At 64.3% G+C, this 13,162-nt stretch carries 13 protein-coding genes and 1 pseudogene; 7 read left to right on the forward strand and 7 right to left on the reverse strand.

Annotated elements, in window-relative coordinates:
* Positions 1-8 precede the first annotated feature (8 nt).
* Positions 9-641, forward strand: coding sequence for a DUF1345 domain-containing protein (locus tag ATE71_RS09315; RefSeq protein WP_058803226.1), 633 nt, complete (start codon positions 9-11; stop codon positions 639-641).
* On the opposite strand, the gene ATE71_RS09320 is transcribed toward ATE71_RS09315, so the two are convergent.
* The 4 genes from ATE71_RS09320 to lptF form a co-directional block, all read right to left on the reverse strand.
* The gene (locus ATE71_RS09320) at positions 636-1,145 is read right to left on the reverse strand and encodes a molybdenum cofactor guanylyltransferase (RefSeq protein WP_058803227.1); all 510 of its coding nucleotides are present in this window, start codon (positions 1,143-1,145) and stop codon (positions 636-638) included. The genes ATE71_RS09315 and ATE71_RS09320 overlap by 6 nt on opposite strands.
* Positions 1,142-1,945, reverse strand: coding sequence for a formate dehydrogenase accessory sulfurtransferase FdhD (gene fdhD, locus ATE71_RS09325; protein WP_058803266.1), 804 nt, complete (start codon positions 1,943-1,945; stop codon positions 1,142-1,144). Before fdhD ends, ATE71_RS09320 begins: the two co-directional genes overlap by 4 nt.
* A gap of 149 nt (positions 1,946-2,094) precedes the next feature.
* Complete coding sequence (gene lptG / locus ATE71_RS09330; protein WP_058803228.1) at positions 2,095-3,195, reverse strand: LPS export ABC transporter permease LptG; 1,101 nt, start codon at positions 3,193-3,195, stop codon at positions 2,095-2,097.
* Positions 3,196-4,416 carry an LPS export ABC transporter permease LptF gene (gene lptF, locus ATE71_RS09335; RefSeq protein ID WP_082665159.1) on the reverse strand — a complete coding sequence of 407 codons (1,221 nt, stop codon included), beginning with the start codon at positions 4,414-4,416 and terminating at the stop codon, positions 3,196-3,198.
* Between the two features lie 133 nt (positions 4,417-4,549).
* Here lptF and ATE71_RS09340 point away from each other — a divergent pair, with 133 nt between their 5' ends.
* The 3 genes and pseudogenes from ATE71_RS09340 (at position 4,550) to ATE71_RS09350 (ending at position 6,838) form a co-directional block, all read left to right on the forward strand.
* Positions 4,550-5,023, forward strand: coding sequence for a DUF2141 domain-containing protein (locus ATE71_RS09340; RefSeq protein WP_058803229.1), 474 nt, complete (start codon positions 4,550-4,552; stop codon positions 5,021-5,023).
* A 4-nt stretch (positions 5,024-5,027) separates the two neighbouring features.
* A complete protein-coding gene (locus ATE71_RS09345; protein ID WP_058803230.1) occupies positions 5,028-6,002 on the forward strand; it encodes a diacylglycerol/lipid kinase family protein in 975 nt (324 codons plus the stop codon).
* A 7-nt stretch (positions 6,003-6,009) separates the two neighbouring features.
* Positions 6,010-6,838: pseudogene (locus ATE71_RS09350) on the forward strand (hypothetical protein).
* Between the two features lie 30 nt (positions 6,839-6,868).
* Here ATE71_RS09350 and ATE71_RS09355 read toward each other — a convergent pair.
* From ATE71_RS09355 to ATE71_RS09365, 3 genes are all read right to left on the reverse strand, one after another.
* Positions 6,869-8,839, reverse strand: a complete 1,971-nt coding sequence (locus ATE71_RS09355; RefSeq protein ID WP_058803268.1) for an ATP-binding protein — start codon at positions 8,837-8,839, stop codon at positions 6,869-6,871.
* Positions 8,840-8,942: 103 nt separating this feature from the next.
* Positions 8,943-10,145, reverse strand: a complete 1,203-nt coding sequence (gene spt, locus ATE71_RS09360; protein ID WP_058803231.1) for a serine palmitoyltransferase — start codon at positions 10,143-10,145, stop codon at positions 8,943-8,945.
* Positions 10,146-10,152: 7 nt separating this feature from the next.
* Entirely contained in the window at positions 10,153-10,389 is a 237-nt protein-coding gene (locus ATE71_RS09365) for an acyl carrier protein (protein ID WP_058803232.1), read from the reverse strand.
* A 165-nt stretch (positions 10,390-10,554) separates the two neighbouring features.
* Between ATE71_RS09365 and ATE71_RS09370 the strand changes: the two genes are divergently transcribed.
* From ATE71_RS09370 to groES, 3 genes are all read left to right on the forward strand, one after another.
* On the forward strand, positions 10,555-11,127 hold the full coding sequence (locus ATE71_RS09370) for a Pycsar system effector family protein (RefSeq protein ID WP_058803233.1): 573 nt from the start codon (positions 10,555-10,557) through the stop codon (positions 11,125-11,127).
* 143 nt (positions 11,128-11,270) lie between these two features.
* Entirely contained in the window at positions 11,271-12,704 is a 1,434-nt protein-coding gene (locus tag ATE71_RS09375; RefSeq protein ID WP_058803234.1) for an MATE family efflux transporter, read from the forward strand.
* A gap of 134 nt (positions 12,705-12,838) precedes the next feature.
* The gene (gene groES, locus ATE71_RS09380) at positions 12,839-13,126 is read left to right on the forward strand and encodes a co-chaperone GroES (RefSeq protein ID WP_058803235.1); all 288 of its coding nucleotides are present in this window, start codon (positions 12,839-12,841) and stop codon (positions 13,124-13,126) included.
* Positions 13,127-13,162: the final 36 nt, after the last annotated feature.

Raw genomic sequence — 13,162 nt, forward strand, 5'->3', positions numbered from 1 at the left:
CGCCGCCGATGGCCGTCGGCAGGCATATCGCGCCCGTCCGTTTCCTGATCTTTCCCGTCGTGCACGTCGTCGCGCTGTCGGCGGCGCTCGCGGCGGGGATCGATACACGCGCGGCCTTCCTGCTCGGATTCGATGCCGCCGCGCTTGTCTTCCTCTGCACAGCGATGCCGTTGTTCCGGGCCGATGCCGATCAAATGCGCCGCCGCGCTGCGGATAATGACGCGAACCGCATCGGCCTGCTCGCGATCACCGTGCTGCTCTCGCTCGTCATCCTGTTCGCGGTGGGGACGCTGATCGCGAGCCCCGGCGATCTCAATCGCGCCGACCTGGTCTTGATCGTCGCGACGCTCGCGTTCGCGTGGCTGTTCGCGAACATGGTGTTCACGCTCCATTACGCGCATCTCTATTACTTGCAGAAGGACGGCCGCGACCAGCGCGGCATCGAGGTGCCAGGGGTGCACGAGCCCGGATATTGGGATTTCCTCTATTTCGCCTTTACGCTCGGCATGACCTTCCAGACCTCCGACGTCACAATATCGGGCGCGCATATGCGCCGCGTCGTGCTCGGCCACTGTATGGCGGCGTTCGTCTTCAACATGGGCATATTGGCGTTCACCGTGAACGCCATCGGCGGATCATGACGCCGCAAGGCGCGCGAGGTCGTCTGGGCTGTTGATGTTCGGCGGCACGAAGTCGCTCGCCACGCCGCGCGCCCCGATCCGCCGCGCAAAGGCGTTTACGGCCAGGTCGCGTTCTTCTTCCACCAACGCCTTCAGCGCGTACAAGACCGTGGCCGGCCACAGCCCGATCACGGGCTGCGTTTCGAGAAAGGCGGGGGCGGGTTCCAGAAGCGTGCGCAGATCAGGAGGCAGACGCACGCAATCGACCGGCGCGGTCAGCAGCTGATCGAAGCCTCCGGACGCCGCATGGATCAATGCCCCGGTGATGCCGCCGAGCGGCCCCATGTCGCCGCGCGGCCAGTCGGCGACCTCGTCGCGGCCGACGACAACCAGCGCATCGCAGTGCGGCGCAAGCGCGGCCCGTGCGTGGTCGAGCAGTGTCCGCCCGCCCAGCGTCGCAAGCGCCTTGTCCGACCCGAAGCGGCGCGATCGCCCGCCCGCAAGCACAGCACCGAGCGTCCTCATGCGATCATACCGTGCAGGTCGCTCACGACCAGCGCCGAATCGGTCCGCGCCAGCGCGACGAGAGTCAGCCCCGCCGCTGCGGCGCGCTCCGCCGCAAGGCTCGTCGGCGCCGAGATGGTGACGAGCATCGGGCAGCCCGCGTGCACCGTCTTTTCGACGAGTTCGTAACTGCAGCGCGCCGACAGCAGAATGAAGCCCGTCCCCGGATCGACGCCCGCGCGCGCCAGCGCGCCGACCAGTTTGTCGAGCGCATTGTGCCGCCCGACATCCTCGCGCACGAGCCGGATGTCGCCGTCGGGAGTACAGAAGGCCGCGGCATGGACCGCGCCCGTCGCGCGCCCGAGCGGCTGATGGGCGTCAAGCGCCGCAAGCGCCGCCGCAATGGCGCGGCGGTCGGTGCTGATCCGCGCGGCGACCGGGGGCAGCGGGCGCAGCACCTCCTCGATATTCTCGATCCCGCAGAGGCCGCAGCTGCTTTCGCTCACCCGTTTGCGGGCGCGCTCGAGCGCGATCGCGTTGCGTTCGGGCGGCAACCATATACGCAGCGCCCAGCCGCCCTCGATCGGATGGACATCGACGCGGCCGATCTGGCCCGGCGCCTCGATCAGGCCCTCCCCTAGAGCAAAGCCGACCGCATAATCCTCGAGGTCGGCGGGAGTCGCCATCATTACGGCATAGGCGATGCCGCCGACCTCGACCGACAGCGGCGCCTCGACGGCAATGCTGCGCGTCAGGTCCGCATCGCCGGGCTCGCCAAGGCCGAGGCGGCGGACGGGGAGGTCGATCTTCTCGCTGGTCATGCTCGCACGATAGCCCATCGGTATGGGCTTGTCTCAATCAGAGGTAGGCGTGGGCGCCTATCGGTGCCTTGTCAGCAACGGATTGCGTCGGCGGCGACGACTATGGCGAAATGGCGATTACCACGTCCGGCCGAAAGCTCAGGGCCGCCCTATTCCTCGGTTCGGATCAGGATCATTTCGCCGATCAGCGCGAACAAAATGAACGGTCCCCATGCCGCGAGGAAGGGCGAGTAGGCGCCGAGGTCGCCCATCGCGAGCGCGAAATTGTCGGCGACGAAATAGGCAAAGCCCAGGGCCATGCCGATGATCGCGCGAACGAACAGCTTGCCCGATCGCGCAAGTCCGAACGCCGCGACCGCGCCCAACAGCGGCATCAAAATCGCCGACAATGGCCCCGAAATCTTGTGCCACAACACGCCCTTTAACGCGTCGACCGGCCGGCCCGCGGCCTCAAGATCGTCGATCGCGGCCTTGAGTTTCAGGAAGGGCAGTTCGTCGCCGTCGACCTGCGCCAGCGTGAATTGGTCGGGCCGCACATTTTTCATCGCGACGACATTGCCGAGCGGTTCGAGCGTGCCCGAACGGCGCATGAAGCGCCGCGCATTGGTCAGTTCCCAGCCGCCGCCCGCGACCGCGCGCGCGCTGTCGGCCGACAGCATCGACGACAATACGCCCTGCGTGCGTTCATAGATGGTCACATAGCCAAGGGTGATCGCCGGGCCGCTGGTATCGACCGTCGTCGCATTGATCAGGTCGTCGCCGTCGCGGACCCAGATGTTGGTGCGTATGCCGCTGTCCTTCGGCACCTTTTTATACTCGACCTTTTGCCATGCGCTGAGCGCCGCGGTCGATCGCGTGACGATGCGTTCGTTGAATGCAAAGCTGATCCCGGCGACGAGCAGCGCGGCGAGGAACAGCGGCGCCAGCACCTGATGCGCCGACATGCCTGACGCCTTCATCGCGATGACCTCGCTGTTCTGGTTGAGCGTCACCATCGTCAATATAGTGCCGAGCAGCACCGAAAAGGGCAGGAAGGTCTCGATGATCTGCGGCAGCCGCATGCCGACATAACGCCAGACGTCGGCATCGCTGTTGCCGGCAACGCCCAGGATCTTTCCGCTTTCCCCCAGCAGGTCGAGCGTCTGGAGGATCAGCACCAGCGCGAAGAGGATCGAGAAGGAGCGGACGAGGAAAAGGCGCCCGACATAGAGCGCCATCGTGCGCGACGGGAAAAAGTGAAGCTGGTGCATTTAGGTCACATGCTCCGCCGCCGGAGGTTTGCGCTGAAACATCGTGAGCACCCCGCGGATTTTTTGCGCCGCCTTGGCCGCGACCCGTTCGAGCGCGCCGATCGGCTGGCCGCCAGGGACATGCGCGACGGTATAATACATCCAGATCGCCAGCGCGGCGAAAAGTAGGAAGGGAACCCAGAGCGCGATTAACGGGTCGATGGTGCCGCGTGCGCCCAAATCCTCGGCATATTGGTTGATCTTGTGCTGCGTTACCAGAAGCACGATCGACAGGAAAACGCCGAGCGACGACGTCGATCTTTTGGGCGGGATGGCGAGCGCGATCGCCATCAGCGGGATCAGGAACATCGACATCACTTCGACGATGCGGAAATGGAAATTGGCGCGCGATTCGAGCCGCGTCTGTTCGGGCTGGCTCTGGTCCTTGCCCGCGACGAACAGCTCAGGAATCGTCATTTCGCGATCGGCGCCGCCGCGGGTACGAAACGCCTCGATCTTGGGGAGCGGGATCGGCAGGTCGTGATTGTCGAAGGTCAGGACGCGCGGCACCGCGAATTTCGGCGATTCATGGATCAGAACGCCCTGCGATAAGCGCAGGATGATCGTGTTCGGATCGTCGGTCGCGAGGAACTGGCCGCGCGCTGCCGTCGCCGACACGCGCTGGCCGTCCCTCTGTTCGCCGCGCACGAAAATGCCGCGCAAGCTGCGCCCGTCGTTGTAGCTTTCCTCGATTCTCAGCGTCATGCGGTCACCCAATTTGGTGAACTCGCCGACCTTGATCGAAGCGCCGAGCGCGCCCGACCGCAGCTCGAACTGCAAGCCTTCATAGGCATAGCGCGCGACCGGCTGGATGAAGCCGACAATCGCCAAGTTAAGCGCCGCGAGCGCGATGGCATAGGCATAGGGCACGCGCATCAGCCGCCCGAAACTCATCCCCACGCCCTTGAGCACGTCGAGCTCGCTCGATGTCGCAAGCCTGCGGAAAGCAAGGAGAATTCCCAGCATCAGGCCGATCGGGATTCCCAGCGAGAGATATTCGGGGATGAGGTTGGCGAGCATGCGCCAGACGACGCTGACCGGGCCGCCTTCGGTGGCGACGAAGTCGAACAGGCGGAGCATCTTTTCCAGCACCAGCAGCATCGCCGACAGGACCAGCGTACCGAGCATGGGAAAAAAAATGAGCCGCGCGATATAGCGGTCGATGGCAGGCAGCTTATTCAATCTTTCGTCGCCCCATCACCATGTTTTGGCCGCAGTTGTTTCCGATATGCCGATTCAAGGGCGACAGGGACCCGTGTCGGCACGCGCTTCAGCGAATGCTGGCACGGCTATAGCCTCTGGAGGTTTTTAGGTCATGTCGAAATTTGTATCCGCGCTGCTTGGCGTTTCCGTGCTGGCTTTTGCCGCATCGGCGCAGGCGGAAGGCCGGGTCATCTCGAACGATCTGTCGAAGTGCAGAAGCGGTCCGTCGACGCTGGTCGAAATCAGCGGCGTCAAGGCGTCGTCCGGCAAGATTCGCGTGCAAAGCTATCGCGGCACGTCGGCCGACTGGCTTGAAAAGGGCCGCTGGCTCGCTCGTGTCGAAGTGCCGGCGCGCGCCGGAAGGATGACGGTCTGCGTGCCGCTGCCCGAAGCGGGCGTCTATGGCATCGCCGTGCGTCACGACGTCAACGGCAATGGCAAGACCGACCTTTCGCGCGACGGCGGCGGGATGTCGAACAATCCGAGCATCAACATCTTCAACCTCGGCAAGCCGAGTTACAAGAAGACGGCCTTTTCGGTCGGGGATGCGCCCAAGACGATCTCCATCACGATGAAATATATGTAAAGATATGGCCAGCGTTGCGCTCCTCTCGAATCCTCGATCGACGGGCAACCGTGCCCTGTTGCCGCAGGTTCGCGAATATTGCGCGGCGCACCCCGATATTTTTCATTACGAGGTCGAGGATGTCGACCAGATCGAAAAGGCCATTCGCACCATGGCGATGGTCGCGCCGCGCGTCGTCGTCATCAATGGCGGCGACGGGACAGTGCAGGCCGCGCTGACCGAAATTTACTCGGGCGGCCATTTTGGCGGTTCGCCGCCGCCGGTCGCGGTGCTTCCCAATGGCAAGACCAATTTGATCGCGCTCGACCTCGGTGCCGAAGGCGATCCGATCAAGGCGTTGCAGCGCGTCGTCGATCTGGTCGAAAGCGGTCACTTGGAAGATCATGTGATCGAACGGCAGCTAATCTCGCTCGACAGCGGCGGCGAGGAACGTCCGGTGTTGGGCATGTTCCTCGGCGGCGCCTATCTCGCGGACGTGATGCTCTATTGCCGCAATCGTATCTATCCGCTGGGCCTGCCCAATGGGCTGTCGCACTTCCTCGCCGCGATCCTCGGCCTGTTCGCGATCATTTTCGGCATCGGCGGCGGACGCCTGCCGCCCAAGCCCGAGCCGATGACGGTGTCGCTGATCCGCCAAGGCGAGTTCAAGGGCAAATTTTCCCTGTTGATCGTCACGACGCTCGAGAAATTGCTGCTGAGCATCCGCACCAGCGAAGCCTATGGAACGAACGGCAATATGAAGCTGCTTGCGACCGACAGCAGCGTCGGCGCTCTCTTCCGAATGCTGGGCGCGACTTGGCGCGGGACGCTGGGGCAGAAGCAGCTCAACGGCGTCCATTTCCAGCAAGGCGACGAAATCCGTATCGAAGGCGAACGGTCGAACGTGATCCTCGACGGCGAAATCTTCCAGGCGAAGAATGGTGCGCCGATCATCCTCACCTCGACGCAGCCGGTTCCCTTCCTGCGCCTCGCCGCCTGAACCGGCCGTGACGCCATTGATCGACCTCGTCCGCGACGAACTCGGGGTTCCCGTCGATCCGCGGGTCAACGCGATGGCGCAGGCCGTCGCGGCACAATATCCGGGTAGCGCGCGCGCGGTGCTCTTCTATGGAAGCTGCCTCCGCGAACGTGAACTCGACGGGTTGATGCTCGATTTCTACCTGATCGTGTCCGATTATGGCGATGCCTATCCCAAACGCTGGATGGCGCTTGCCAACCGGCTGATCCCGCCGAACGTCTTTCCGTTCCAGCATGACGGGCTGATCGCCAAATATGCGGTGCTCAGCGAGTCCGACTTCGACCGGCTCAACGGCACCGAGACGCGCAACGTATCGGTGTGGGCGCGCTTCGCCCAGCCTTCGCGGTTGGTCTGGGCGGTCGACGATACCGCGCGCGACCGGGCAATTATGGCGGTTTCGCGCGCCGCGCCGACCTTGCTCGCGGCGGCGGGGGCGGTTGCCGGCGAGGCGCCGCTCGACTGGTGGCGCCGCGCCTTTTCGCTTACCTATTCGGTCGAACTGCGCGCCGAACGGACCAATCGCGCGCAGTCGGTCGTCGATGCCGACGCCGCGCGCTACGAACGGTTCAGCGCGCCGGGATCGCGGCGATCGCCGGCGGCTCGAGGGCAAATTGCTCAGCATCGCGCGACTTGCGAAGGCCAGCCTGACTTATGCGGGCGGGATCGACTATCTCGCGTGGAAGATCAACCGGCACGCCGGCACGCGGATCGAGATCAAGCCCTGGCAGCGCCGCTGGCCGCTTGTCGCGGCGATCACGCTGGTGCCGCGGCTGATGAAGAGCGGTGCGATCCGTTAGCAATGTTCCGGCGGAAAAAGGGTGGAGGGTTCAACTCGCCAGCCGCTGTCCGTCGGGACGATGCTCACCGCTGCGCCGGATTGCCTGGTCGAGCGCGGTCAGCGTGAAAGGCTTGCGCAGCACGTCATGGTCGCCAAAGGCCGCATCCTCGCTGGCATCACCGGCATAGCCCGTCACGAACAGGACTGACAATTCGGGCCAGCGCTGCTTCAACTGTGCGACCATTTCAGGCCCGGTAAGCTCGGGCATCAGCACGTCGGACAGGACCAGATCGAAACCGCCCTGGCCCTTGGCAAGCCGGCCTTCGACCAGCGATTCTGCCTCGAGCGGATTGCCGCAGGCGACCGCCACATGTCCCAGTTCGCTGACCGCGTCGACCGTCGCGGCGAGCACGCGCGCATCGTCCTCGACGACAAGGATGTTCAGTGCGTCGGCGGGGGCGGCGGGCCGGGCAACGTCGCCCGCCGACGGCTCGACCGCGGCGGCGGGCCGCGCCGTCGAAATCGGTAGCAGCATCGCGACGCTGGTGCCCTCGCCCTCGGTCGATGAAATCTGCACCTCGCCGCCCGACTGCCGGCAAAAGGCGAAGACCTGGCTCATGCCAAGGCCGGTGCCCTGGCCTGCGGGTTTGGTGGTGTAAAAAGGATCGAAGACGCGTTCGAGGACTTCGGGCGACATGCCGCAGCCCGTGTCGATCACCTGCACCGCAAGCGCCTTGTCCTCGCCGTCGTCGATCGTCCGAATCGTCAGCGAACCATGTCCGTTCATCGCATCGCGGGCATTGACGGCCAGGTTCAGCAGCGCATTTTCGAACTGTTGCCGATCGACCCAGCACGCAAGGCCTGCCGCCTGAAGGTCGAGCGTCAGCGCGATCCGGTCGCCGATCGTCCGCTCGATCAGTTCGCCGAAGCTTGCGATACATTCGTCGACCATCGTCATTTCGGGCCGCGCGGGCTCGGAGCGGGCGAAGGTCAGCAGTCGCCGCGTCAGGTCTGCGGCGCGATTGGCCCCGTCGAGCGCGTTGGCGAGGTGGCGCTGCGCCTTTTCAGGCTTACCGGGGAGCCAGCGCTGCGCAAGCTCCAGCCCGCCGACGACGACCGCCAGCATATTGTTGAAATCGTGCGCGATGCCGCCGGTCAACTGGCCGACGGCCTCCATCTTCTGCGCCTGGCGCAGTTGAGCTTCGGCCGCTTCGCGCTCGATCATTTCGCTGCGCAGCGCGTGGTTCGCATGCGCAAGCTCGGCGGTGCGCTCCTCGACCGCCGCAGCCAATTGCATCGCCCGGTCGCTTTCGAGCAGCTGTTCGTTGCGCGCCAGGCGGCGTTCGCCTTCGGCGCGGATCAGCGAAAAGGTTGCCCCGATCGCAATGACCGCCGCGGTTGCGCCGAGCAGCGAAAAAAGCAGGATCGCCTGATTGAGACTGGCGCGATCGGCGGCCGTCAGCCGGTTGCGCTCGCGCAGCAGCGCGCGCTCGTTGGCGATGATCTCGCTCAATATCTTGTCGATCCGGCCGAGCCCTTCGCCCTTGCCGGCGGCGTAAAATTTGGAAATGGCGGCGACCGTCTGGTTGTAGTTGGCGCTGAGCGCGGCATCGCCGAGTTGGGCGCCGCGACTGTCCATCTCGCGCGTCAGCTGTTTGACCAGCGCCATCTGTTTGGGATTGTCGCGGACGTTGCGCTGCAACTGGCCGAGGAATTGCCGCGCGCGCGCCCATTGATATTCATAGATGCGCCCGTCCTCTTTCTGCAGGCCTACCGCAAAACGGCCGAGCGCGGCCTCGGCGCGCGCGATGGCGGCATCGACCGAGCGGGTCTGCGAAATGACCTCCATGCTCTGTGTCTGCCAGCCGAGCGAGCGGTCGTAATTGTCGTTGGCGCGCGACAGCAGCACGACGAGCGCCCCGACGACACCGGTCAGGATCGCGCCGAGGACGATCGTCGACCAGAAGCGGATACGCTCCCGTCGGCTGTCGTTTTCGATGTCGATATCCCGCTCGAACACGCCCAACCCTTTACCGGACAAGCTTTGCGCAGCAAAGCGCCGAAGCGCGACTCGCTTCAACTCGGCGCGAAAAGGAATCCGCTGGTCGGCGCGCGGGCCCGGTTCAGCCGATAATCCCGGTGCGTTTGCCCGCGCGCTCGAAACGGCCGAGGATTTCGCCGACCTGCTCGATCGTATGTTCGGCGCACAGCGAACAGCGCAGCAAGGTCATGCCCGCGGGCGTCGCCGGCGGGCGGGCGAGGTTGACGTAGAGCCCTTCTTCCAAAAGCGCTTCCCACATCATCGCGCCGCGTTCGAGGTCGGGCATGATCACCGCGATGATCGCCGACTGCGGCTCTTCGGTCCCGAGCTGGAAGCCAAGATCGCGCAGCCCCTTGTGCAGCGTCTTCGAATTTTCCCACAGATGCGCGCGCTTGTTCGACCCGTGCATCAGTTTGCGGATGCTCGTCGCAGCGGTCGCGACGACGCTCGGCGGCAGCGAGGCGGTGAAAACATACGGGCGGCAGACCAGCCGCATGATTTCGAACTTCGGATGGTTCGACACGCAGAAACCACCGACCGTACCGACACTCTTGCTGAACGTGCCGATGATGAAGTCGACGTCGTCGATCACGCCCTGCGCCTCGGCGACGCCGCGGCCATTCTCGCCGATGAAGCCCATCGAATGCGCCTCGTCGACCAGCACCATCGCACCATTTTCCTTGGCGATGCGGACCATCTCCTTGAGCGGCGCGATATCGCCGAGCATCGAATAGACACCCTCGAGCACGACGAGCTTGCCCGCATCGGCGGGCAGGCGCTTCAGCCGCTTTTCGAGCGCCTCGATGTCGTTGTGGCGGAAAGCGACGATCTCGGCGTCGCCCATCTTGCACCCGTCATAGATCGACGCGTGGCTGTCGATGTCGAGGATGACATAATCGCCCTTCCCGGCGATCGTCGAAATAATGCCGAGGTTCGCCTGATATCCGGTCGAGAACACCATGGCATGATCCATGGCGTAAAATTCCTTGAGGGCGTCCTCGCACTCCTTGTGGCCCTGATAGGTACCGTTGAGGACGCGGCTGCCGGTGGTGCCGCTGCCGAATTTGTCGAGCGCATCCTTGCCCGCGGCGATGACATCCTCGTCGAAGGTCATGCCCATATAATTATAGGTGCCAAGAAGGATCGTCTCGCGCCCGTTGCAGATCGCGACGGTCGGCGAGACGACGCGCTCCATCACCAGGCTAAACGGATCGGTGACGCCCGTTGCGAGCAGCGCTTCGCGCTGCTGGATCAGCGGGTCGAATTTCGAAAACAGGTCGGTCATCGCAGCGTCAGCCCTGCAGCTTCTCGACCGCGGCGATGAGCTGGCCGACATTCTCGATCTCGGCCTGCATGTTCATGCTGATGATGATGTCGAACGTGTCTTCGACCTCGGCGACGAAGTCCATGACCGTCAGGCTGTCCCATTCAAGGTCGCCGGCAAAAGTGGTTGCGTCGGTCAGTTCGACGCCTTTCTTGTTGAAAGGTTCGATCAGGCCGAAAATCTGGTGGCGAAGGGCGGTGCTCATGTGGTGCGTCCCATAGAGGAATGAAGTTGCGCGCGGGCATGCCGCGAAGGCTCCCGATTGGCAAGCGAATGCGGCGGGAACAGGGCAGCATCTTGCCGCTAGCGGGACTTCGTGCCATCCCTATACCGGGTCGCTGGCAGGGCATCGGGGCAGGGGCAGCTTGGCATGGACAGCGCGGAAAAGTCGACACCAGCCGAGCGGGCGGCAACGGGTTTCCCGCCGAATGCGGTCCATCTCGTCCGCACGACGCAGCAGATCACGATGCAATTGTCGCAGATGGCGGACCAGAAAGCGTCGATCCTGATGGGCGCGACCTTCGTCGTGTTCACGCTCGCGGTCGGGCAGGCGCGCTCGGGCGGCGGCGCGCTTTCGATGCCGCTGACCATTCTTGCGACCTTTTCCTTCCTGTCGGCGCTGCTCGCGGTCTCGGCGGTGCTGCCGCGCGTGGGAAAGGCGCCGCCGGTCGTGTACCGCGATGGAAAGGATCACAGCAACATCCTCTTCTTCGGTCGCTTCGCGCAGATGGAAGAGGACGACTATATCGCCGCAGTAAAGGCGCGCCTGCGCAACGAGGAGGATATGTACGAAACGATGCTCCGCGACACCTATCAGAACGGCATTGTCCTCGCGCGGCGCAAATATCGCTATCTCGCCTATGCCTATCGGTTATTCGTCGTCGGGCTGACTCTGACCTTCGTCGCCTTCGGGGTGGAGATGGCAAGGCTGTGGGGCCAGTGACGCAATAGTCCTATCTGTGGCGTAGCTGTGGCGAGGAGCCGGATCGACTGCTGTTGCCATTCTGCCACCCCCCGCCAACAATCGTGCCCCATTCCGCCCACCACGCTTGAATCGACATATTCGCGCGCTTATCCGGGCCGGCTATGCTGCACCAGCCCACCCCCGTCACCGCGCATCGCGCGCAGGGTTTTCGCGCCGAGTTTCGCGCGACGCTGGCGCTTGCCTGGCCGCTGGTCCTGACCAACCTGACCATGTCGCTGATCGGGGCGACCGACGTCCTGATGGTCGGGTGGCTCGGGCCGACGCAGCTTGCCGCCGCGTCGCTCGGCTTCAATCTCGCGATGCTGCTCGGAATTTTCGGCATGGGACTAGTGATGGGGGCGTCGCCGCTGATGGCGAGCGAGATCGGGCGCCGCGCCAATTCGGTGCGCGACATCCGGCGCACCTTTCGCCAGACTTTGTGGCTCGTCGCGGTCGTTGCGGTGCCGATGCTGTTCATCCTGTGGAATACCGGCGCGATCCTGAACCTGCTCGGACAGGACCGGGTGCTCGCCGCGCTCGCGCAGGACTATGTGCGCGCCTACATGTGGTCGATCCCGTTGTTCCTCGCGACCCTGGCGTTCCGAAATTTCCTCGCCGCGCTCGAACGGCCGATGTGGTCGCTTGTCGTCGGCGTGGTCGGCGTCGCGGGCAACATCCTGTTCAACTACACGCTGATTTTCGGCAAGTTCGGCTTCCCTGCGCTCGGTCTCGTCGGTGCCGGGGTGGGCAGCGTGCTGACCAATATGGTCATGCTGCTACTGATGGTCGGCGTCGTCTATCGCGACCGGCGGTTCCGCCGCTATCACCTGCTCGGCCGCTGGTGGCGCAGCGACTGGCCGCGCTTTTTCCAGATGACGCGCATCGGCACCCCGATCGCGGTCAGTCATGCGTTCGAGGCGGGCGTTTTCTCGGCCGCCGTCATGCTGATGGGCTGGATTTCGACCGCAGCGGTCGCGGCGCACGCGGTCGCGCTGCAGCTCGCCTCGCTCACCTTCATGGTGCCGATGGGGCTAGCGCAAGCAGCCACCGTGCGGGTCGGGATCGGCTATGGCCGCGCCGACCCCGACCATATCCGGCTTGCCGGCTGGACCAGTTTTGCGATGGGCACGGGCTTCATGGCGGTGATGGCGCTTATCATGCTCGCGATCCCGGGAACGCTCGCGGGATTTTTCATCGACCGCACCAATCCTGCGAACGCCGAAGTCGCCGAGCTTGCGGTCAGCTTCCTGATCATCGCGGCGCTGTTCCAGATTGCCGACGGCGCACAGGTCGTGGGGCAGGGGATGCTGCGCGGCCTGCATGACACCTTCGTCCCCATGCTGTTCGCGCTGTTCGGTTATTGGGTAATCGGCATCGGGGTCGGCGCGTGGCTGGCGTTCGAGCGCGACTGGGGCGGCGTCGGCATCTGGACCGGCCTGGCGACGGGGCTTGCCATTGTCGCAGTGCTGATGCTCGCGCGCTGGATGCAGCGCGAGCGGCTGGGGTTGCTGGGTGCCGCGACGCCCTTGCGCGCGGCGGCCACGCAACCCATCTGAAGATCGTCGGCGGGCGCCAAAAATTTCGTGCGCCTGTCTTGACGCTGTCACACCCTCGACCCATATGCCCGCCTGTTAGCACTCGCGCCCTGTGAGTGCTAAGCGACATCCATTGCACTATTGGAGGGATATCCATGCAATTTCGTCCGCTGCACGACCGCGTGCTCGTTCGCCGTATCGAAGCCGAAGAAAAGACGGCCGGCGGCATCATCATCCCCGACACCGCCAAGGAAAAGCCGCAGGAAGGCGAAGTTGTCTCGGTCGGTTCGGGCACCCGCGCCGACGACGGCAAGGTCACCCCGCTCGACGTCAAGGCAGGCGACCGCATCCTGTTCGGCAAATGGTCGGGCACCGAGGTCAAGGTCGACGGCGAAGAGCTGCTGATCATGAAGGAATCGGACATCCTCGGCGTTCTCGCCTGAGCGAACCGTTGAATCACGAGTGAAGTTACGCAGTTT

This window comes from Sphingopyxis sp. H115 (genome assembly GCF_001468465.1).
Taxonomy (GTDB): domain Bacteria; phylum Pseudomonadota; class Alphaproteobacteria; order Sphingomonadales; family Sphingomonadaceae; genus Sphingopyxis.

What these genes read in the sequence shown, in the direction of transcription:
- ATE71_RS09315 (WP_058803226.1), top strand. Translation starts at nt 9, where the DNA reads ATGGCCGTCGGCAGGCATATCGCGCCCGTCCGTTTCCTGATCTTTCCC.
- ATE71_RS09320 (WP_058803227.1), bottom strand. Translation starts at nt 1,145, where the DNA reads ATGAGGACGCTCGGTGCTGTGCTTGCGGGCGGGCGATCGCGCCGCTTC.
- fdhD (WP_058803266.1), bottom strand. Translation starts at nt 1,945, where the DNA reads ATGACCAGCGAGAAGATCGACCTCCCCGTCCGCCGCCTCGGCCTTGGC.
- lptG (WP_058803228.1), bottom strand. Translation starts at nt 3,195, where the DNA reads ATGCACCAGCTTCACTTTTTCCCGTCGCGCACGATGGCGCTCTATGTC.
- ATE71_RS09340 (WP_058803229.1), top strand. Translation starts at nt 4,550, where the DNA reads ATGTCGAAATTTGTATCCGCGCTGCTTGGCGTTTCCGTGCTGGCTTTT.
- ATE71_RS09345 (WP_058803230.1), top strand. Translation starts at nt 5,028, where the DNA reads ATGGCCAGCGTTGCGCTCCTCTCGAATCCTCGATCGACGGGCAACCGT.
- spt (WP_058803231.1), bottom strand. Translation starts at nt 10,145, where the DNA reads ATGACCGACCTGTTTTCGAAATTCGACCCGCTGATCCAGCAGCGCGAA.
- ATE71_RS09365 (WP_058803232.1), bottom strand. Translation starts at nt 10,389, where the DNA reads ATGAGCACCGCCCTTCGCCACCAGATTTTCGGCCTGATCGAACCTTTC.
- ATE71_RS09370 (WP_058803233.1), top strand. Translation starts at nt 10,555, where the DNA reads ATGGACAGCGCGGAAAAGTCGACACCAGCCGAGCGGGCGGCAACGGGT.
- ATE71_RS09375 (WP_058803234.1), top strand. Translation starts at nt 11,271, where the DNA reads ATGCTGCACCAGCCCACCCCCGTCACCGCGCATCGCGCGCAGGGTTTT.
- groES (WP_058803235.1), top strand. Translation starts at nt 12,839, where the DNA reads ATGCAATTTCGTCCGCTGCACGACCGCGTGCTCGTTCGCCGTATCGAA.